At 72.6% G+C, this 20,961-nt stretch carries 14 protein-coding genes; 5 read left to right on the forward strand and 9 right to left on the reverse strand.

What is annotated here, in order from left to right; genetic code table 11:
• Positions 1 to 179: 179 nt before the first annotated feature.
• From WMF20_RS23465 to WMF20_RS23475, 3 genes are all read right to left on the reverse strand, one after another.
• Positions 180 to 659, reverse strand: coding sequence for a hypothetical protein (locus WMF20_RS23465; RefSeq protein WP_437616837.1), 480 nt, complete (start codon positions 657 to 659; stop codon positions 180 to 182).
• Positions 660 to 1,024: 365 nt separating this feature from the next.
• Positions 1,025 to 1,825 carry a hypothetical protein gene (locus WMF20_RS23470; RefSeq protein WP_437616838.1) on the reverse strand — a complete coding sequence of 267 codons (801 nt, stop codon included), beginning with the start codon at positions 1,823 to 1,825 and terminating at the stop codon, positions 1,025 to 1,027.
• A gap of 346 nt (positions 1,826 to 2,171) precedes the next feature.
• On the reverse strand, positions 2,172 to 2,789 hold the full coding sequence (locus WMF20_RS23475; protein ID WP_437616839.1) for a cadmium resistance transporter: 618 nt from the start codon (positions 2,787 to 2,789) through the stop codon (positions 2,172 to 2,174).
• A 183-nt stretch (positions 2,790 to 2,972) separates the two neighbouring features.
• Between WMF20_RS23475 and WMF20_RS23480 the strand changes: the two genes are divergently transcribed.
• The 4 genes from WMF20_RS23480 to WMF20_RS23495 all read left to right on the forward strand — a co-directional run bounded on the left by WMF20_RS23480 (position 2,973) and on the right by WMF20_RS23495 (position 10,021).
• The gene (locus WMF20_RS23480; protein ID WP_437616840.1) at positions 2,973 to 5,516 is read left to right on the forward strand and encodes a heavy metal translocating P-type ATPase; all 2,544 of its coding nucleotides are present in this window, start codon (positions 2,973 to 2,975) and stop codon (positions 5,514 to 5,516) included.
• A gap of 181 nt (positions 5,517 to 5,697) precedes the next feature.
• A complete protein-coding gene (locus WMF20_RS23485) occupies positions 5,698 to 7,689 on the forward strand; it encodes a hypothetical protein (RefSeq protein WP_437616841.1) in 1,992 nt (663 codons plus the stop codon).
• A 283-nt stretch (positions 7,690 to 7,972) separates the two neighbouring features.
• Positions 7,973 to 9,376 carry a selenium-binding family protein gene (locus WMF20_RS23490; RefSeq protein WP_437616842.1) on the forward strand — a complete coding sequence of 468 codons (1,404 nt, stop codon included), beginning with the start codon at positions 7,973 to 7,975 and terminating at the stop codon, positions 9,374 to 9,376.
• A gap of 6 nt (positions 9,377 to 9,382) precedes the next feature.
• Positions 9,383 to 10,021: a hypothetical protein gene (locus WMF20_RS23495; RefSeq protein WP_437616843.1), complete on the forward strand. Its 639-nt coding sequence runs from the start codon at positions 9,383 to 9,385 to the stop codon at positions 10,019 to 10,021.
• 39 nt (positions 10,022 to 10,060) lie between these two features.
• Here WMF20_RS23495 and WMF20_RS23500 read toward each other — a convergent pair whose 3' ends face one another.
• From WMF20_RS23500 to pucL, 6 genes are all read right to left on the reverse strand, one after another.
• A complete protein-coding gene (locus WMF20_RS23500) occupies positions 10,061 to 11,731 on the reverse strand; it encodes an RICIN domain-containing protein (protein ID WP_437616844.1) in 1,671 nt (556 codons plus the stop codon).
• A gap of 140 nt (positions 11,732 to 11,871) precedes the next feature.
• The gene (locus tag WMF20_RS23505; protein WP_437616845.1) at positions 11,872 to 12,879 is read right to left on the reverse strand and encodes an NAD-dependent epimerase/dehydratase family protein; all 1,008 of its coding nucleotides are present in this window, start codon (positions 12,877 to 12,879) and stop codon (positions 11,872 to 11,874) included.
• Between the two features lie 164 nt (positions 12,880 to 13,043).
• Complete coding sequence (locus tag WMF20_RS23510) at positions 13,044 to 14,414, reverse strand: DUF1552 domain-containing protein (protein WP_437616846.1); 1,371 nt, start codon at positions 14,412 to 14,414, stop codon at positions 13,044 to 13,046.
• Between the two features lies 1 nt (position 14,415).
• A complete protein-coding gene (locus WMF20_RS23515; RefSeq protein WP_437616847.1) occupies positions 14,416 to 16,128 on the reverse strand; it encodes a DUF1592 domain-containing protein in 1,713 nt (570 codons plus the stop codon).
• 446 nt (positions 16,129 to 16,574) lie between these two features.
• Positions 16,575 to 18,254, reverse strand: a complete 1,680-nt coding sequence (locus WMF20_RS23520; RefSeq protein WP_437616848.1) for a lipase maturation factor family protein — start codon at positions 18,252 to 18,254, stop codon at positions 16,575 to 16,577.
• Between the two features lie 33 nt (positions 18,255 to 18,287).
• Positions 18,288 to 19,133 carry a factor-independent urate hydroxylase gene (gene pucL / locus WMF20_RS23525; protein ID WP_129576441.1) on the reverse strand — a complete coding sequence of 282 codons (846 nt, stop codon included), beginning with the start codon at positions 19,131 to 19,133 and terminating at the stop codon, positions 18,288 to 18,290.
• 199 nt (positions 19,134 to 19,332) lie between these two features.
• Between pucL and WMF20_RS23530 the strand changes: the two genes are divergently transcribed.
• The gene (locus tag WMF20_RS23530; protein WP_437616849.1) at positions 19,333 to 20,832 is read left to right on the forward strand and encodes a cobalamin B12-binding domain-containing protein; all 1,500 of its coding nucleotides are present in this window, start codon (positions 19,333 to 19,335) and stop codon (positions 20,830 to 20,832) included.
• Positions 20,833 to 20,961: the final 129 nt, after the last annotated feature.

Below are 20,961 nucleotides of genomic sequence, written 5' to 3' on the forward strand. Positions count from 1 at the left end.
ATCGCCCCTGAGAAGAGTCCGGGGCGCGCGGCCGAGGGAGCCCGCGCAAGCCCGAACGGAGGAGAGAAAAGCGTGGCCCATCGCCGACGCGAGGTGTCCACGCGGCCACGACGACGTTGCCGCGGGCAGCGCGCGCCGCCCGGGGAGGGCGGCGCGCCTGGAAGGTGGGAGATGGAGGCTCAGTTGCAGGTGACGTTCTGGGCCGCCGCGAAGTTCGCGATATCGGCCCTGCACGACGCGACCTCCGCCGCGGTGAGGGTCGTCATCATGACGGGGAAGGCACCCCCGCTGCACTGACCGGGGAATTGGCTGCTCACGTTCATCACCTGCACACCACAGAAGCTGTATTCTTCTCCGTCCACGGAGTCCGTTCCGGCCATGAACTCCACGACCGACGTGCCCTCATCGGAGACTGCCCAGGAATAGGCGCCCGAAGTGCGGCAGGGAGCGGGGAAGGAGTAATTCGTGCACCGTCCGTCGTTCACGATCGTCCCGTCCAGCGCGGCCTCCCAGGCCGGGTTCCCGGCGCAGGGGCAGACGGGGCCGCAGGGCGCGCCGCAGGCGAGCGTGCCGCCGCAGCCGTCGGGGATGGTGCCGCAGGTCGCGCCCTGGGCCTCGCACGTGGTCGGGTTGCAGATCGGGAGACAGAGGCCGAGCACGCACGTCGCGCCGCTGCAACAGGGCAGCGTGGCGTCGCAGGGGCGCCCTGGGGCAGACAGCCGCCGCCCTGGCAGGTCGGGTCGCCGACGGCGATGTAGTCGTCGGAGTGCAGCGAGCGCGCGGCAATGCAGGCCGCCACGCGGGTCTTGACGACCGTCCTGGTGCTGCGCCGTCCAAACCTCGTCATGCAAAATCACGTGTTAACGAGTGCGATTCACATGTGAACGGCTCGGCCCGAAGCGGGGGTGGGAGGGCTGGCGGGTGATGGTTGGGCACCGCACATTCGACCCGACGGATCGCGACAGATCGCCCCCGCAGAACCGTCCCGCCAGGGCTCCCTGCGGCGCGCCGCTGGGCGGCCGAGCTACGCTGCGTGATGCCTCGGGCGACGGCCCCTGGGACCGTGAAGGCGCACCGGGCCGTCGCGGTCCGCTGGCGGCGAGCGCCGCGCCTGGCGCCCTGCGCGTCCGTCCTGTCGCCGGGGGAACGGTCTCCGGAAGAGGGCGGCGTCGGCGCGGGCCAGGACGTCCGCGAGGTAGTCGCTGCCCCCGGCGTTCGCGCGGAGGGAGTCCTGGATGCCGCGCCGGTGCATCTCCCAGCCGCGACCGGGGACGAAGCGGAGCGTCGTCGTGGACGCGTGCGGCCGCGCGCGCTCGCGCAGCGCGTCGCCGTCGAGCACCCACACCTCGGGGCCGAAGGCGGCGACGGCCTGCCGCAGGTCGACCGCGGGCAGCGCGCCGGCGCGGTTGGCGCTGCTCACGAAGAGCGGCGCGTGGCGCTCGAGCAGCCAGGCGATGGGCTCCCACGTGACGCCGAAGAGGAGCGCCATGCCGTAGCTCGCGGCGGGCTCGAGCCAGCTCGGCGCGGCGACGTCGCGGGCCTGCGGCACGAGGGCGGTCACGCGCTCGACCGCGAGCAGCCAGCCGAGGCGGCGGCGCTCCGCCTCGTCGAGCGCGAGGTGCGGCGCGAGCCGGTCGAGGCGCGGCTCCCACGCGGCGACGGGGTGGTTGTGAGGTCGGCCCCGCGCGCGGTTCACGGCCGCGGCCGTCGTCCCCGCGATCACGTAGGCCAGCGGCGACGGGGTGGGCAGGACGACCGCCTCGCCGCGCGCGAGCGCCTCGTCGACGGCGAGCTTGCCTGCGGCGTCAAATCGCGCGACCGGCAAGGTGGCCTCCTGTGCGCTCGCGATGGTGCGTGGTCACGGATGATTCGATTCTTGCTTGAAACATGGTGGTCACACTCGACGGCGGGCGAGGTGGACGGGGAGATGGCGCCCTGCCGCCGCCGCGCGCTCTCAAGCAGGCATCGCGCCACGCGCGGCGCGGGCCGAGGCGAGGGCGAGCGCCACCTCGGAGGGCCGTGATTTCGGCGGGGGTGCGGGGACCCCCGCGCGCGGCGGGCGGCGAGCGCGGCGGGCGGCGGCCGAGGCGCTCCCGGCGCCCGGGTGCTGGCTGCAGCAGGCGGCGGGTGCAGCCCGGCGCAGGCAACGAGCGCCCGCTCCCGCCGGCCGGTCAACCCGCTGGGCCCGCTGGGCGGGCGAGCGCGAGGGCGTCGGACAGGATCCAGAGCCCCAGGCCGATCAGGACGAACGGCAGCGCCGCGCGGCCGTAGCGCCGGATGCGGCTGCCCAGGACCGGATGGTGGACGAGGTGGTGGCCGAGCGCGCAGAAGGCGCCGGTCATGACCGCGAACACGGCCGCGTGGAGCGGGACGTGCCCCGGGGTGCTCGAGAACAGCGGGATGTAGACGCCGAGGTTGTCCCCGCCGTTCGCGAGGGTCACGCTCGCCACCGCGAGCGCCTTGAACCGCGCCGCGCCGCCGGGCGGCTTCCCGGCGCCGTCGTCGCCGGCCCCGGGGCCCCGCCGGAGCGCCCGGAGGCCCCGCAGGCCGAGCGCGAGGGGTGCCAGGCCGAGCAGGCCCATCCACCCGTCCGGCACGCGGACGGCGAGCAGCGCGCACGCGACGCTCGCCAGGACGAGCGCCGCCATGCCGAGGAACTGGCCGGCGACGACCTGGCGGGGGGTGAAGCCGGGGTCCGCGAAGAAGGCCGACAGCAGGAGGATGTCGTCGATGTTCGTCGAGATGAACACGACCACGCTCACCCCGAGCGCCGGAAGGATCTGCTCCATGGCGCCCGCGGGCGTAGCACCTCCCGCGGCCGGCCACCGCTCGGCGCGGCGCGGCCGGAGCGGCTTCGGCCCTGCGCCGCGGGAGCCGTGTCGGTCGTTCCGGGGTAGATAGCGTGGGCCGGAGCGGCTGCGCCTGAGCAGGCGGACGGGAGGCGAGCCGCGCGCTCGCGAAATGGAGAGGCCATGACGACGAACCCCCAGCTCGCGGAGCCGACCCGGGCGACGGCCGCGCCCGGAGCGAACGCCGCGACCGTGGAGCAGCGCGCGCGGACGGACCTCCCGGTGCAGGGCATGACCTGCGCGGCGTGCGTGCGCCGCGTGGAGAAGGCGCTGCGCGCGACGCCCGGCGTCGCGGAGGCGACGGTCAACCTCGTGACCCAGCGGGCGACGATCGCCTACGACGCGCAGACGACCACGCCGGCCGCGTTGGCCCACGCCATCGTGGAGGCGGGCTACGAGGTGCCCGAGGTGCCCGACGCCTCCGCCGTCGACGGCGCCCCCGCAGCGCCCGCCGTCGACGGCGACACCGCAGCATCCGCCGATACCGGCGCCCCCGCAGCATCCGCCGACGCCGGCGACACCGCAGCATCCGCCGACGCCGGCGACACCGCAGCATCCGCCGACGCCGGCGACACCGCAGCATCCGCCGACACCGCCGCCCGCGCGGCCGCCGCGGCCGCTCCGCCGCCGCGCCCGGCCCCGGCCGCATCCGAGCGCGCCGCCGCCATGGACGCGGCCGAGCAGCGGGAGCGGCGCGCGCTCCGGCGCGACGTCGCGATCGCCACCGCGTTCACGGCCCCCCTGCTCGCCGTGGCCATGTCCCACGGCGCGATCCCGGCGCTCGAAGGCGCCTTCGGGCGCTGGCTCTCGCTCGCGCTCGCCACGGTCGTGGTCCTCGGGCCGGGGCGCCGGTTCTTCCGCCTGGCCTTCGGCGCGCTCCGGCACCGCGCCGCCGACATGAACACCCTCGTGAGCCTCGGGGCCGGCGCCGCCTGGCTCTACTCGACCGCCGCGGTCGTGGCGCCCGGCCTCTTCCCGCACGCCGAGCACGGTCACCTGCCGCCCGTCTACTTCGAGGCCGCGGCCGCGATCGTCACCTTCGTGCTGATCGGCAGGCTGCTCGAGACGCGCGCGCGGAAGCGGCTCGCCGACGCCGTGCGCGGGCTCGTGGCGCTGCAGCCGAAGACCGCGCGGCGCCTCCGCGGCGACGCCGAGGACGAGGTGCCCGCCGCCACGCTCGCGCCCGGCGACCTCGTGCTGGTGCGGCCCGGCGAGCGCATCGCGACCGACGGCGAGGTGGTCCGCGGCGCGTCCGCGGTCGACGAGTCGATGCTCACCGGCGAGAGCATGCCGGTCGACAAGACCGCGGGCTCGGCCGTGCTCGGCGGGACGCTCAACCAGAGCGGCGCCCTCACCTTCCGCGTCACCAAGACCGGCGCCGACACCGCGCTCGCGCGCATCGTCGAGGCCGTGGAGCAGGCGCAGGGGTCGCGCGCGCCGATCGCCCGCCTCGCCGACGTGGTGAGCGGCGTCTTCGTCCCCGTCGTCGCCGCCGTCGCGTCGCTCGCCTTCGTCGCGTGGCTCGCGGTCGATCCGACCGCCGCGGGCCTCGCCGCGGCGATCGAGCGGTTCGTCGCGGTGCTCGTGATCGCCTGCCCGTGCGCGCTCGGCCTGGCCACGCCGGCGGCCGTGGCCGTCGGGACGGGGCGCGGCGCGGAGCTCGGCGTCCTCGTCAGGGGCGGCGCGGCGCTCGAGGCGGCGAGCCGCGTCGACACGGTGCTGCTCGACAAGACCGGGACGCTCACCTCGGGGCGGCCCGAGCTCACCGACGTCGTCGCCCTCGCGGGCCACGGCGAGGCGGAGCTCCTCGGCCTCGCCGCGGCCGCGGAGCTCGAGAGCGAGCACCCGGTGGCGCGGGCGATCGTCGAGGGCGCGCGCGGCCGCGGCGTGGGCCTCCCGGCGGCCTCGGATTTCCGCGCGGAGATCGGCCACGGCATCGAGGCGCGCGCCGCGGGACGCCTCGTGCGCGCCGGCACCGCGGCGTGGCTGCGCCGGGCGGGCATCGACACGGGCGCGCTGGAGGCCGAGGCCGAGCGGCTCGCCGCGCAGGGCCGCACGCCGTCGTTCGTGGCCATCGACGGGCGGCTCGCGGGGCTCGTGGCGGTCGCCGACCGGCCGACCGAGGGGGCGCGCCGCGCCGTCGCGGCCCTGCGGCAGCTCGGCGTCGAGGTGGCCATGGTGACGGGCGATCGGGCGGGCGCCGCGCGCGCCGTCGCCGAGGAGCTCGGCATCCGCGCGGTGTTCGCGGAGGTGAGGCCGGAGGACAAGGCGAGGATCGTCCGCGAGCAGCGGGCCGCCGGCCGCCGGGTGGCCATGGTCGGCGACGGCATCAACGACGCGCCCGCGCTCGCCGGCGCGGACGTGGGGATCGCGCTCGGCAGCGGCGCGGACGTCGCGGTGGCGTCCGCCGACGTGGCGCTGCTCCGCGGCGGGATCGCCGGCCTGCCGGTGGCGCTCGGGCTCGCGCGCGCCACGCTGCGCACGATCCGCCAGAACCTCTTCTGGGCGTTCATCTACAACGTGCTCGGCATCCCTGTCGCGGCGGGCCTCCTGTACCCGCTCACCGGGTGGCTCCTCTCGCCCGTCCTCGCGAGCGCGGCGATGTCGCTGTCGAGCGTGTCGGTGCTCACCAACTCCCTCAGATTGCGCGCGTTCGGCCGCGGCTGACGTCGAGAATGAACGCTCGATGACGGGATTCCGCGTCGTACGTCGACGTCCGCTCGCAGCGATGGCGCGCGGGCGCTCCGCCGCACGCCCACACGCACGCCGCGAAGCATCATCCGGACGCCGACGGGGGTGAATGCTAGAAACTGCGGGCGCACCAAAGTCCCAGAAATATGGAGGATCTATGAGAACTTACGACCGGCATACTGGCACAGCCGTTGCTCTTACCGTGCTCCTCGCGGCGCAGGCCGCTGACGCCGCCGTCGCGGTCAACATCGTCCACCCGAACAACACGATCATCGAGGGCGGCACGATCCCGGTGCGCGTCGAAGCGTCGTCCCTCGACGAAATCTACTACGTGGAGGCGGAGTTCGAGGGCCTCACCATCGAGCTCACGCCGACGGGAGACGGCTACTACGAGGGCGCGTTCGATCTCGGCGAGCTCGGCGGCGAGCTCCCCTACGGCCCTTATGTCGTGACGGTCAACGCGTACGACACGTTCGGCGAGGGGGCGAGCGTTGAGGGCATCGTGCACCAGTATGCGCCCCCGACCGTGGCGTGGAACGTGCTGCCGCACGACACCCTCACGGCCGGCTGGCGCTTCGAAGCGAAGTGCATCCCGACGCCGCCCTACGAGTGCAAGGAGCTCTCGGCGCGGTTCGACAGCCCGAGCGGAAGCTACCAGTTCTACAACGACGTGCGGTCGCCCTACCCGCAGCCCGTGCCGGGACGGCTCTACGTCAAGGAGGACAATGGCGGGAGTGGCTACTGGCTCCCATCGGGCAAGACGTACACGCTCACGGTCTCGGCGAACGTCGGCGTCGGCCCCGGCGTCACAAGGACGGTCGGCCCCATCCATGTCGACCGCAGCCCGAGGCTCACCGCCGTCCAGCGCGCTCCCGGCACCATCCTCGATTTCGACGCCACGCGGTTCCTCTTCCTGGATTACCTCCGGCGCATCGGGATCTTCGATCGCAACACCCACCAGATCACGTGGGTCGAGGCCATCCCGGAATGGGCGGCCCCCCAGCTCGGCGCCGTCTACGGGGCGCTCACGCCGTCGGGGTCCGTGTACCAGTCGGCGACCGGCTACATTCTCTCCTGGGTCGACGGCGTCCGGCGTCAGATCGCGAGCGCGACGATAACGCCGCGCCTCGACGCCGTGAACGGCAATACGGCCGTGTGGACATCGTACAACGACGACTGGGCGCACGAGCACTCGCTGTCGACGGGCACGAACCGGACCCTCTGGTACAACCCGGGGAGCCGATCGCCGTTCCAGGCCGACATCCCGGCTTCGGGCGGCGTCTTCTTCGGCACCTACGAGAACGCGTCGATCGTCGGGCCGGGCAACGCGCTCCTCGGGGATCACGCGGGCAACCTGCAGCGGCCGATCACCGACGGAACGAACGTCGTCGGCCGGTGGTGGGACGGAATGACGAGCTCGAGCTACCTCTACACCGCGGAGGGTGAGGAGGTGTTCCTCGGCGACTCGCTCACCAACACCTCGGCCGGGCTGCTGGCGCACGCGGGCCACGCGGCCTTCCTGAAGAGCGATGGCGACGCCAACCAGATCTGGCTGCGGACCCCCGACGGCGAGCAGCACCAGATCAGCGATTTCCCGAAGTCGAGCCGGTTCGACCAGGCCAAGCTCCGGGTCGGCCACGACGGCATCAGCGACGCCGGCGAGGTCCTGTTCCTGTACGAAGGCAAGCGCTATATCGGCCGGCCGGGGGGAGCCCCCGAGCCGATCAGCACCGAGCTCGGGCACGGCCGCTGGCTCGACGGGAGCTGGTATGTGACCATCGGCAACACGCTGTTCCAGGTCTCGACCCCGGCCAGCGCCGCCGCGCGGCTCGCCGCGACGGGGATCGAGGAGCTCGCGCGGGGCGAGGGCCTCGGGAAGCGCGAGGTGCTGTCCACGTCGTTCGCCGAGCGAGAGGCGCTCGACGCGACGGTGTGGGCTCGGGATCTGCACGAGCCCGACGCGCTGCCGGTGTCGGCCGACGGCGCCGAGCTGCTCGGCGACGTCGATACGGACACGGGCGCCGACATCGCGCCGGCCGGGGCGGGGTGCAGCACCTCGGGCCCGGCGGGCTCTGCCGGCGGCGCCGCCGCGCTCGCCGCGGCGCTCGCGGGCCTCGCGCTCGCGCGCCGCAGCCGCGCGCGCTCGTAGCGCGCCCCGCGGCACCTCGCCGCCGACCCGGGGCCCTGGCGCCGCCGGAAACCCACCGCGACCGTAGATCCCGCCCGCGGCGTCTGTTATAACGGACGCACGTCCACGCTCCGATCGGGTCCACGCCGATGCGCGGCGCCGCCGTGTGGGACGAAGCGCATCGACCCGGCACGAACCGTCCATCACCGCCTCACGCCGCGAGCGTCGCGCGCCGGTCCCGCCGGGAACGGCGGCGGCGCCCCGGAGAACACGCGAACGCCCAGCACCCAAGGAGACGCAGCGCATGCGCTTTCGTCCGGATCCCACCTTCTACCCGTCGCCGCGCCTGGCGATGGATGCGCCGCCCGAGCGGCTGGCCTACGTGACGGCGCTCGACGCGGGCGCCGCGCTGAAGCGCCCGGGCAACCTCCGCCACGACGCGCTCACGGTCGTCGACCTCGACCCGAGATCGCCCGCGTATGGCACCCTCGTCTCGGTCAACGAGCTGCCGACCTACGGCGACGAGCTCCACCACTCGGGCTGGAACGCGTGCAGCGCCTCGCTGTGCCCGTACGCGCCGCACCCCCACGTGGAGCGCCGCTTCCTCCTGCTCCCCGCGCTCCGCTCGTCGAACATCTTCGTCTTCGACGTCAAGCCGGACCCGCGCCGCCCCGAGCTCGTCCACACGGTCCGGGCCGAGGAGATCGCGAAGCGGGCCGGCTACTCGCGCCCGCACACGCTGCACTGCGGGCCCGACGGCATCTACGTGAGCGCGCTCGGCAACCCCCAGGGCGAAGGGCCAGGGGGCATCTTCGTGCTCGACTGCGAGAGCTTCGACGTGCTCGGCCGCTGGGAGATCGACCGCGGGCCGCAGTTCCTCCACTACGACTTCTGGTGGCACCTCGGCCACGACACGCTGCTGACGAGCGAGTGGGGGACGCCGAAGATGATCGAGGACGGCGTGAATCCGGAGCTCTTGCTCGGCAAGAAATACGGCCACAAGATCCATGTCTGGGATCTCCGGAAGCGGAAGCACCTCCAGGCGCTGGATCTCGGCGACGAGCACCAGATGGCGCTGGAGCTCCGCCCCGCGCACGACCCGACCAAGGCCTATGGCTTCGTCGGCGTCGTCGTGAGCGTCAAGGACCTCTCCGCCTCGGTCTGGCTCTGGCATCGCGACGGCGACCGGTGGGCGATCCGCAAGGTCATCGAGGTGCCGGCCGAGCCGGCGGATCCCGATCTCTTGCCGCCGCTGCTCAAGGGCTTCAAGGCCGTCCCGCCCCTCATCACCGACATCAACCTCTCCCTCGACGACCGGTTCCTCTACGTGTCTTGCTGGGGCACGGGCGAGCTCCGCCAGTACGACGTGTCGGACCCGTTCCACCCGAAGCTGACCGGCTCGGTGCACCTCGGGGGCGTGGTCCGCAGGGCGGCGCACCGCCGCTCCGGGCCGCTGCGCGGCGGGCCGCAGATGGTCGAGGTGAGCCGCGACGGGCGGCGCATCTACTTCACGAACTCGCTCTACGCCTCGTGGGACGAGCAGTTCTATCCCGAAGGCGTCGGCGGCTGGATGGCCAAGGTCGACGCGGCCCAAGGCGGCGGCATCGCGCTCGACCCCGAGTTCTTCGTCGACTTCGGCCCCTTGCGCCCGCACCAGGTGCGGCTCGAGGGGGGCGACGCGTCGTCGGATTCGTTCTGCTATCCCTAGCTCGCCATGACGCCCTGGCTCACGCTGGCGCTCCTCGGCGCTTATCATGGCATCAACCCTGGCATGGGCTGGCTGTTCGCCGTCGCGCTCGGCCTGCAGGAGAAGAGCGGCCGCGCGGTGCGGCGGGCGCTCGTGCCGATCGCGATCGGCCACGCCGCCTCGATCGGGCTCACGGTCGCGCTGCTCGGGCTCGGGCTCGCGAGCGTGCCCGCCGCGGCGCTCCGCTGGATCACGGCGATCGCGCTCGTCGCGTTCGGCGCGCTCAAGCTCGTGAGGCCGCGCCACCCGAGGTGGGTCGGGATGCGCGTCGGCTTCCGCGATCTGACCTGGTGGTCCTTCCTGATGGCCACCGCGCACGGCGCCGGGCTCATGCTGCTCCCGGTCTTCCTGCTCGGCGAAGGCAACCCGGCGCCGTGCCATGGCGCCGGGTGTCACAACGCAGCTGGCCTGTCGCTGACGAGCCCCGCGGGCTACCTCGCCGCCGTCCTCGTGCACACGGCCGCCATGATGGCGGCGGCCGCGGCGGTCGCGCTCGTGGTCTATCACAGGCTCGGCGTCGCGATCCTCCGCACGGCCTGGTTCAACCTCGATCGGGCGTGGGCTGTCGCGCTCATCGGCGCCGGCGTCATCTCGATCCTGGTCTGACGCCGGTCACCCGCCCGTCGATTCGCCGTCAGTTCGCCGTCAATTCGCCACGACGAGCTGCCACCGCTGCTCCTCGCCGCCGCTGCTCCCCCGCTGCTCGATCGCGGCGGCGTCCTCGGTCGAGCCCTGGACGACCCCGACCAGCTTGCCGCTGTTCTTGTTCCTGATCTGGAAGTCGCCGCCGCCCAGATCGATGAAGAGCCACGCCTGGTTGTCGCCGTCGTGGTCCGTCCATTGCTTCAGCGCGATCCCGTCGCTCTTCGACTCGTCGGGGACGTCCAGCACCTTGCCGCTCTTGACGTTGGTCAGCCGGAAGTAGCCCGCGCCGTTGTAGTTGAGGCTCCACTTCTGGTTGTCTCCGCCGTCGTCCGCGCTCTGGACCACCGCGGCCCCGTCCTCGGACGACGCGCCCGCGACCGTCATCACCTTGCCGCTCTTCTCGTTCATGAGCTTGAAGCGGTTCGTCGCCCCGGTGACGTTCCCCGCCGCCGTGTCGATGGTCAGCGTGTTGTTCCAGCTCATGCTCATGGTCGTGTCCGAGGGGAACGAGATCGGTTGCCAGACATAGGTCGAGTCGTTGACCCGCCCGCCCCAGGCGCCCGCCCAGCGATCCCCCATGTACAGGTAGGCCGTCCCCGCGCTCCCCTGGACCGGGAGCACGTACGTCGACTGGGAGTGGTAGGTCGTGCCGTCGGCGACGTTGGTCATCGTCGACCAGCCGCGCTCGAGCGAGCGGGACGTCGCGTACTTGGCCTGGTTGGGGTCCCAGCCCGTGGCCCCGGAGGTCAGCAGGAAATAGACGCCGTTGCGCTTGAAAAGCGCCGGCGCCTCCCGGTGTCCGCCGGGGAAGAGCACGGCCGCCAGCCGGTCGACGGCCAGGTAGTCGGGGGTCAGCGCGTAGAGGTTGAGATCGTAGTTCTCGTTCGACGCCGAGATGAAGTAACCCTTGCCGTCGTCGTCGACGAAGAGGCCGCAGTCCCGGGACATGTACCCGGGCTTGCCGTGGTCGGTCACCCCGGTGCCCGCGAGCGGCCGGAAGCTGCCGTGATACGTGTAGTCGCCGTCCACGGTGCTCGAGCTCGCGACCGCGGCCCGGGCCTCGCCGTAGTTCACCCCGTTCTCCCAGTGCATCCACATCACATATTTGCCCGTGGATGCGTTGTAGACCACCTTCGGGCGCTCGATGTTGGCCGGGTCGAGGTCCTCGTCGGAGTCCATGGTGAGCACATGGTTCCTGAACTCCCAGCGCCGCAGGTCCGACGAGCGGTAAGCGGACACGGCATAGAACGTCCCGTTCGGGTTCCGGTTCTCGCCGAACCAGTAATAATAGGAGCCCACCTTGATCACCCCGCCCCCGTGCGCCTGGATGGGGTTGCCCGAGGTGTCGGCCCACTGAATGCCGTTGACCAGGGGCCCGACCGGCGGGAGCGGCTCCGGGCCACCGCCCTCGCCGGCAGACCCGCCGTCGCCGGGCGCGCCGCCGTCTCCGGGCCCACCGCCGGAAGGGGCGCCGACCCCCGAGGTGACGCCGCCGCCGGGCGCGCCGCCGCTGCCGGGCGCGCCGCCGCCGCCGGAGGCGCCGACCCCCGAGGTGACGCCGTCCCCAGGTGTCGCGCTCCCGGCGCCCTCGGCCGTGCCGGCATCGCAGGCCGCGAGGCCGACCCCCGCGACCAGCAGGCACACCATCGGAGACAAGGAATCGAGACGCATGATGCCCTCCAGAAAGAGCACCATCTCCAGGCCTTCAACCGGGCTTGTCAAGGCCCTCGCGCGCGCGGTGGCGGCGCTGGGATGTTCCGCTCTCGTGCGAACACCCTGCCTCGGCGATCTCGGCCGCTCGTGCCGGCCGATCAGCGCGCGCGCGCCGGAATCCCCGGCGCGGCGCTCGGGGCGGCGAGCTCGTACCTGTTCCGGGCCCAGGCCGCGACGTCCGCGACCTGCCGCTCCACGGGAGTCGCCGACACGCCGAAGGTCTCGCGGAATCGCGTGTCGTCGATGACATAAGGCACGTCCCACTGGTACGCCATCTCGACGGCCTCGCGCACGAACGGCGAGAACAGGCCGACCGCGCGCAGCACGAGGCGCGGGAGCCGCGCGACCTTCACCTCGACCCCGAGCGCGCGGCCGAGGCGCCGCGCGAGCGCGCGCGTGCTCTCGGCGGGCGCCGTAGGCAGGTGCCAGACGTGGCCCATGGCCTCTTCCCGCTCGCCCAGCGTCACGAGGTCGCGCGCCACGTCCTCCACGTATGTATAGGAGTGGGGCATGTCGGGATCGCCCATGCATTCCACGGCCTTTCCGGCGAGCGCGCGCGTATAGAAGCGCTCGCCCCAGGCGGACAGCGGCACGTTGGCGCCGAAGAAGTCGCTGGCGCGCCCGATGGCGACGCGCACGTCGCCGCGACGCTGGGCCCCGAGGCGCATCTCCTCGAGGTCGACGCGCAGCGCGCCCTTCTTGCTGCACGGGCGGCGCGGCGAGCCCTCGCGCATGGGCCCATCGGGCACGCCGTACATGTAGAGGCAATCGAGCGCCACGAGCTTCGCGCCCGCCTTGCTCGCGCCGTGCACGGCGCCCCGCGCGATGGGCAAGAGCTGCGTGGGCCAGAGATGGTAAGGCGGGTTCATGCAATCGTAGACCACGCTGGCGCCGCGCGTGGCCTCCTCGGCGAAGGCGAGGTCGGTGATGTCGCCGCACACCGACGTGAGCCCCGGCCGCTCCGGAGCGCGGCGGGTGCGCTGCACCAGGCGCACGCGATGGCCGCGCGCGAGCAGGAGCTCCGCGACGCGCGGGCCGATCTGGCCGGCGCCGAGCACGACATGGAGCTGAGAAGAGGGGCTGGGGGCGGGCGATGCGTTGTCCATGAGCCCAGGATGGTTCTTGCAACGGCGCAAGACAACGCCCGGAAACTGCAAGCGGTGGCGGCAAAAATGCAAGACCCGAGAGGGCGCGGCGCAGGCGAGGCACGCCCGCGACCGAGGCAGATCGCGACGCTACGGGGAGGGTATGTCCCGCCGGCGAGGCGCGGTCAGGTGAGGCCGGGGAGCGGCCCGGTGCTGAACTGGGGGTCGCCGAAGGTCGTGTCGTCGGTCCCCATCGCGTTGGCGATCGAGACCAGCAGATCGTTGTGCTGGCGGGGAGAGCCGCCGTTCGCCAGGTAATCCACGAAGCGGCCGGTGCGGAGGACCCCGCCCGCGCTGCCGGCGAGCAGGAACGGCATGTTCGTGAGCGCGTGCTGCGTCGATTCGCTGATCTCGGTGACCCACAGGACGACGGTGTTGTCGAGGAGCGTGCGATCCCCTTCCGCGTACGAGTCGAGCTTGCCGAGCAAGTAGGCGAGCTGCTCGGCGAACCACGTGTGGATCTTCGAGTACTGCGCCTTGCCCGCGGCGTCCCACTGGTGGGAGATGGCGTGGTGGTTCCCCTGGAGATCGAGGAACGGATAGAGGTGCTCGCTCTCGGCGTACGACCACTGGATCGTGCAGATCCGGGTGAGGTCGCACGCGAGCGCCGCGGCCGCCATATCCATCTGGAGCTTGCCGATGGCAGGCATGTTCGCGTCGTCCGAGAGGTCGATGCGAGCGCCGAGCGACGGGCCCTGGCAGCTCGCGGTCGGGCCGCCGCCGCTCGACGAGCTGCCGCCGGCCAGGCGCGCCTCGATGTCCTGGATCGACTGCAGGTGCGCGTCGATCTTGACGCGATCTTCCCGGCCGATGCGGGGCCGCACGTCGGCGATGTCCTCGCGCAGGATGTCGAACACGGTCCGCCGCTGCGCGCGGAGCCGATCGAGCGCGTCGGAGCTGCCCTGGCCCTGGCCCGGCACCGAGGCCCCGAAGAGCTGCTGGAACGTGTCGTAGGGATCCTCGCGCGGCGGGATCGGCTGGTCGGGCCCGGCGTAGCAGAGCCGGCCGCGCACCTCCGCGTCGCGGACCTGGACGCCGAGCTCCAGGGTGCGAAACAGCGTCGGCGGCTTCAGCTTGTTCGCGATGTGCTGGTCGAGCGAGATCCCCGACGACCAGCCGGCGTTGTTCGAGTTGAAGCTCCGGAAATTGCCCCGGAGCAGCGCCCGCCCGGTGAGCAGGCCGCCGATGCCCCGCGCGTGCTCGGAGCCGATGTTCGAGTTGACCACGACGTTCATGTTGATCCCGCGCAGCGGGAGCAGCTTCGCCTTGTACGGCGAGAGCGGCTGCAAGAGCGGACTCAGCGTGAAGTTGGTCTCGGTGCCCTGGGGCATCCATTGCGACTCGAGCGTGCCGTTCGGCGTGTAGAACACCACGAAGCGCTTGGGCGCGGTGGTCTCGTCCCCGCGGGCCAGCTCGGAGTTGAGCAGCGGGATCGTCGCCGTCGCCGCCAGCGCGCCCTGGAGCATCCGCCGCCTCGAGATCATTCGCTGTCTCATCTCACTCCTCCTCTGCCGCGATCGCGCTGCGGAACATGAACGCCTCGGTCTGCGTGGTGGCCACGATGAGCTCCACGAGATCGCCCTCGGAGGCGTCGAACCCGCCGCGCAGCTGGTCGAGCGAGCAGCCGTCGCCGTCCGTCTCGAAGCGACCCGCCGCGTAGCGGAACCACTGGGTCGCGATGCACTCGCGGACCTGCTCGCTCCCGGCGAGCCGCTCCGCCAGCTCGCGGACGCCGACGAACGGGCCATCCACGTCCGCGGACCGGAAGATCTCGCCGGAGCTGTCGATCACCTGCCCGCCCTCCTCGGTGCGGTAGGCGCCGACAGCATCGAAGTTCTCGAACGCGAAGCCGATGGGATCCATCAGCTGATGGCAGCCGGCGCACGACTGGTCGGAGGAGTGCTGCTGGAACCGCTCGCGCGCCGTGGCGCCCTCCTCGCTCGTGGGCGGCGTGAGGTCGACGTTGTCCGGGGGCGGCGGCGGATCGTAACACAGGAACTTCTGCCGGATCGCCTTGCCGCGCAGGACCGGAGACGTCTGATCCGGGTGCGCATGGACGGCCAGGAACGCAGGCTGCGTGAGCAGCCCGGCGCGCTGCTCGGGCGGGAGCTCGACGAGCTGGGGCGTGGTCGTGCCGGGCGGGACCGACACGCCGTACAGCTCGGCGACCGGCTCGGTGGCGAAGCCGACGGGCAGCGTGAGCAGGCTCGACAGCTTTCGATCCCCCGACCACAGCACGTGCTCGATGAACGCGGGCGTCTCGGCGCGCATCCCCGCGACGAGCTCATCGTCGAACCCGGGGAAGGCGCTCTTCTCCTTCACGATGGTCTGGAGCCTCCCGAGGTTGAGCCATTGCTTGTAAAATTCCGCAATGGCCAGGCGCGCCCGCGGGCTCTCGAGCATTTCGCGGGTTCGCTCGGCGAGCTGTTCGCGGGTCTCGAGCAAGCCGGCCTCGGCGGCCGCGAGCAGCTCGTCGTCGGGCCCCGACGCCCAGACGAGGTAGGAGAGGCGGGACGCCATCTCGTACGGATCGAGGCGCACCTTCGGCGCGGAGTCGTCGAGATCGTGGCGCAGCTCCAGGCGGAACAGGAACTTCGGCGACTGCAGCACGGCCCGGAGGACCACCTCGATCCCCTCGCGCAGCGACCCGCCCGTGCGCCCCGCGTCGTAGGCGCGCATCAGCCGGTCGACGTCCTGCGGCGCGAGCGGCCGGCGGAACGCGCGGCGGCCGAAGGTCTCGATGAACTTCCGCGCGCACGCCGCCTCCGCCTCGGCCTGGCCCGCGACGGCGGCCGGGTCGCACGGCAATAGCTTCGACAGATCGCCCGCCACGGCCTCGGCCGCGAGCTGCTCGGCGGCCAGCAGGTACTTCTCGGCGTGCAGCGACGATATCGTCAGCACCGAGGCGTTGTTGTTGAACCCGCCGGCGACCTCGTCCACCGGGAATTGATCGGCAGGGGTAAGCGACGTTCCGAGCAGATCTCGAACCGTGTTGTTGTATTCGAATCGCGTCAGGCGCCGCTGCGGCGCGAGGAGCCGCTCGGTCCCCGCGCACGCCTGCGGACCGCCTTGTCCGGACCCGGGGACGTCCTCCCCGTCCCCGGCGCCCGCCGCTCCGATCCTCCCGTCGCACCCGGCCGCGAGCGTCAGCGCGAGCGTCGCGGTGGCCGCGAGACAGCCTCGCCAGCGACGACACCTTAAGTCAGCCATACCGTGACCTCCTACCGTCGTTCACAACCTACGGTGAAGCTTCGGCACGCGTCAAGCGCTGTTCCGGCCAACGATGGATCCGAAAACTGGCGCCCAAGGCTCGATCGGCCCTTGTCGTAAAATCATCGATGACGGACTTCACCGCTAGCACGAGCGGCGATTCAAAGCCTGCCTCGATGCGGCCCGATCGGCTCGATTGACTGGCCGCGTCAACGCAGCAGATCGCACCGCGCCATCTCGGCGACTCGGGCCAAGAAAATTGCACTCACGCCGAAGCCATCATGTCTCTCCGCGCCACCGCGCCGAAACCAGGACCGCGATCCCCTGAATGCCCGCGCTGCGGCGCCTTGATCACGAGCGCGCCAGAAATCCGACCGCGCGCGGGCGCCGGGCTGCTCTCCGGGGGAGCGCCGGCGCGCGGCGCGACGAGCGCGCGCTCCGAAGGATTACGGGGTGTCCTCGACTCCGCTCCTGCCATCCTTCGCGGGCGCGGCCGCGCGGGAGGCAGGCAGCCGCAGCCATCCGTGCGCGGCGAGGAAGCGGCGCAGCGCCGGGTCGTCGGCGGACAGCGGCGGCAGGTACTCTCCGACGCGCTCGCGGCGCCACCACGCGCCGCTGCCGTCGCCGATGCGGGTGAAGCTGTACCGATAGAGCTCGGCGCGGATGTACCGGGGCGGCGCGCCGGGAAACGGGTTCGTCCCGAGCAGGCGCTGCGCGCCCGGGTCGCCCGTGAGGAGCTTGTAGACGAAGTGGACGAGCCACGGCTCGCTCTCGTAGCTCCCGAAGGCGGCGAACCAGATCTGCCAGTCGAGGCGATAATGATACGGTGTGATGACGCAGGGGCGCCGTCGCACGTCGCCCGGCTTGCACGGCAGCTCGTATTCGAGCCATCGCGTCCCCTCCCCGAGCGCCTCGTCGCTCGTGCCCTCCAGGATCACCTCGTAGCGCTCGCGGCCGACGCTGCCGAACGCACCGTAGGTGTTCACCAGACCGAAGCTGTCGAACGTGGCGTTCATCGCCTGCCGCGGCGAGAGCAGGTTCATGACCGGGCTCACGCTGAGGCAGAGCACCAGGACCGCGAGCACGGCGGCGGCGGCGCGGTGCGCGCGCGACGGCGAGCGATGCTCGGAGAGGGCCGCGGCGCGCTCCCTGAGCCGCGCCGGGAAGAGCCGGCCGAGGGCGCCGTCGTCGAAGCAGGCGAGCGCCGGGACGATGGTGAGCCAGTTGAGGAAGGAGAGGTTGCCGCTCGCGATGAGCAGGACCTGGAAGAGCACGAGGAGCGCGCCGGCGGCGTGCCGGGCGCGGCGGGGGCCGAACGCGAACCAGGGGACGACCAGCTCGACGAGGTGATTGAACAGCACGCCGAGCGCGTGCACCGGCCGCGGGAGCTGGTGAAGGTAATAGCTCAGCGGGTTCGGCACCGGCTGCGTCTCGTAATGATAGACAAGGCACGAGAGGTCGCGCCAGCACGGGTCGCCCCGGAGCTTGATGAGGCCGGCGCCGAGCATGATCCGGAAGATGAGCCAGCGGAAGAGCCAGATCACCACGACCGGCGGCGGCGGCGACCGGAACGGGCGGAAGCCGCGCGCGGGACAGAGGAAGATGGCCAGAAAGCCGGTCTCGGCGAGCTGGTGCTCCCAGCCGTAACCGTAGAAGACCTGCCCGATGTGCACGAACGAGAGGTAAAGCGCCCACAGCGCGAGCTGCACGATCGCGTTGGTGACGCCGGCGCACACGGCGAGCGACAGCGCGACGCCGGCCCACGCGGCGGCGAGGAGGACGCCCTCGGAGGCGCCGAGCCACAGAAAGAGCGTGGGGAGCCTGCGGAACGCGGCGCCGGGCGAGCCGGTCACGGCGAGGAGGCGCTCGAGGAACCGGTCCGCCGGCAGGAGCCCGTCCGGGCCGAGGAGCGGGCCGAGCTGCCGGGCGAGCGAGAAGAACGCGATGAAGTAGACGAAGCCGAGCAGGCGGAGCAGGACGAAGCGCGTCAGCAGGTACGTGCGCGGAGGGCCGAGGAAGCGGCGGAGCGGGTGGCTCCGGATGCGGCGGAGGAACGCGCCGTCGTCGTCGGCCGGCGCGGCTTCGTCGGCCGGCGCTGCGGCGGGGGGCGGTGCTTCGCGAGCCATCGGGCGCGAGAGGATAGCCCCCCTGCGCGCCGGTCATCCACCGCGCTTCATCGTGGCATGGATGAGCCCGTGCGGCTCGTCCACGGGGACGAAGATCTCGTTGTCGTTGCCGAGCCCGAAGCGCGAGAGATCGACGAGCAGGCAATGCTTGTTCGGCAGCGAGAGGCTCAGCTCGTCGACGGCCGGGCAGGCCGCGAGCACGGCCTCCCCGAGCGCGTGCATGGTGTGCTGCACCGAGAGGCTGTGTTGCTCGGCGAACGTCTCGAGCAGGGCGCGGCGGGCGCGCTCCCACGTCGCCGTGGGGGCCTCGTCGCGGGCCGCCGCGCGCCATCGCGCCAGGATGAGCGTGGAGAGGATGCGGTCGTCCGTCTCCTTGAGCGTCGTGTACTGGTCGCGGGGGAAGCCCGAGAACGCCGAGCCGCCGGTCTTCAGGACGAGCAGATCCGCGATGCCGGACACGATCTCGACCCCGCCGGACGCCGCCGTGATCTCGGCGGTCCGCCGCTCGGCCCCGGCGCGGAGGAAGGCGTGCCGGTGCGGCGCGCCGCCCGCGTCGATGCGCGACCAGACGTTCTCCGCGATGGCGACGCGCGCCCGCCGGGTATGGGCCTTTCCGAGGAAGTGCTCGGCGAGCAGGACGCCGAAGTCCTCGATCGGCTCGACCGGGTGGCCCTTGGCGAGGGCGTACACGGTGTTCTTCATCGTGTCCGTGGGCAGCACCTTGCTGTTGTCGCCCCGCGTGTAGGCGTCGTCGAAATCGCCCTCGAGCTCGATGTCGACGTCGATGTCGGTGAGCTCGTGCCGCCCGTCCGCGCGGCGGACCTTGACGAGCCGCACCCTCGATTTGCCGTAGCTGTTCCGCACCAAGGAGATCGACATCGTTCTTCAGCTCCCGCGCCCGCGCAACGACGCTTCGTCGCGATGCGGGAGATACCGTACCTTGAAGCGGGACGCCCGCTCAAGCCCGGCGGGCAGCCGGCGCGAGAGCGACCGCGCCCGCCGCCCGCCGGAACGCCCCGGGCGGGCTCGTGCGATACGGGGCGTGCGCCGGCGAGCGCGCGTCGCAAGATGGGTCGATATGGTGATCGCAGAGCGCGACAGGGCGGCCGATCGACTCCTCGCCTCCCGCGAAGCGCTGATGGCCGCCACGCTCGCGCGCCTGCGGGGCGCGGCGGCCGCTCAGCCCTCCCCCGGCGCCCGCGAGGCCCTCGCGCGGTGCCGCCTGGACCTCGGCGCGCACATCGACGCGCTCGCGGCGGCGCTGCGCGCTGGGGGCGGCGAGGAGCTCGGCGAACGCTGCGCCTTCGCGGCGGTGTTCCTCGAGGGGCTCGGCGTGCCCCGGAGCGCGCTCGCCGCCGCGCTGGACGCGCTCCGCGAGAGCATCGGCGAGCAGCTCGACCCGGCGCTCGCCGCGCTGGCGCAGGACGTCCTCGCCGCCGGCCGGCGGCGCCTCGACGACGCGCCCCTCGTGACGCCGGCCGCGCTGGCGGCCATCCCCCCGGCCGGCCCCGCGTCCGGCGAGGCCGCCTCGGCGGCGGAGGCGCTCCGCATGTCGGCGGCGCGCATCGCCGCGCTGAGCGTGGCGCTCAGCTACGCGCGGCGGCCGGGGGACGCGCTCGCCCACGGCGAGCGGCGCGCGCGCTGCCTGGAGGACGCCCGGCGCCACCTCGCGCAGCTCGCCGCGGCCGTCGAGGTGGAGTCGCCCGAGCTCTTCGGCGCGTACGCGGAGTGGGCGCAGACGCTGCTGCTCGGCTTCGGCCTCGACCCCGCCGAGCTCGTGGGCCACCTCGGCGCGCTCGGCGACGTCCTCGCGATCGCGCTGCCGGAGCACCTCGCCGAGGCGCCGCGGAGGTACCTGTCCGCGGCGACCCTTCGGCTCACCTCGGCGCACGTCGAGCCTCCCAGCTTCGTCCGGCCCGAGGCCCCGCTCGGCGTGCTCGCGTGCGGCTACCTCGACGCGCTCCTCCAGCGGGACCGGCGCCGGGCCGTGAAGCTCATCCGGGAGGCGGTCGAGGCGAGCACGCCCATCAGGGACATCTATGTTCACGTCCTGCAGCCGTGCCAGTACGAGGTGGGCCGGCTCTGGCAGCTCCATCAGCTCAGCATCGCCGAGGAGCACTACTGCACGGCGGTCACCCAGATGGTCATCAATCAGCTTTATCCGCTCGTCCCGAGCTCCGATCGCGCCGGCCTGCGGCTCGTGGCCACCGCGGTGGACGGCAACCTCCACGAGATCGGCGCGCGCTTCGTCGCCGATTTCTTCGAGATGGCGGGGTGGGACACCTTCTATCTCGGGGCCAGCACGCCGGCCCAGGACGTGATTGACGAGGTCGTCCGCAGCGAGGCCGACGTCCTCGCCGTCTCGGCCGCGCTCGGCGAGCACCTCGCCAGCGTCGGCGATCTCATCGCCGCCGCGCGCCGCGACGAGCGGTGCAAGGGGGTCGTCGTCCTGGTCGGCGGCCGGCCGTTCTGCGCCGCTCCCGACCTCTGGAGGCAGGTCGGCGCCGACGGCTCGGCGCCGACCGCAGAGGGGGCCGTCCGCGCGGCGGAGCAGCTCCTCGCCGCGCGCGGCGCATGACCCTGCCCGGCGCGTCCGCGCGCCGTTCCCGAAGGCGCGGGCGAGCGACGGCGCCAGCGCGGTGCGTTTCGTCTAGCGACCTTCGCGCCGGCCTGCCAAAAACAGGTCGTCCCCGCCGGAATCGAAGGT

The sequence above is a fragment of the Sorangium sp. So ce834 genome (assembly GCF_051521425.1).
Lineage (GTDB): Bacteria > Myxococcota_A > Polyangia > Polyangiales > Polyangiaceae > Sorangium > Sorangium cellulosum_D.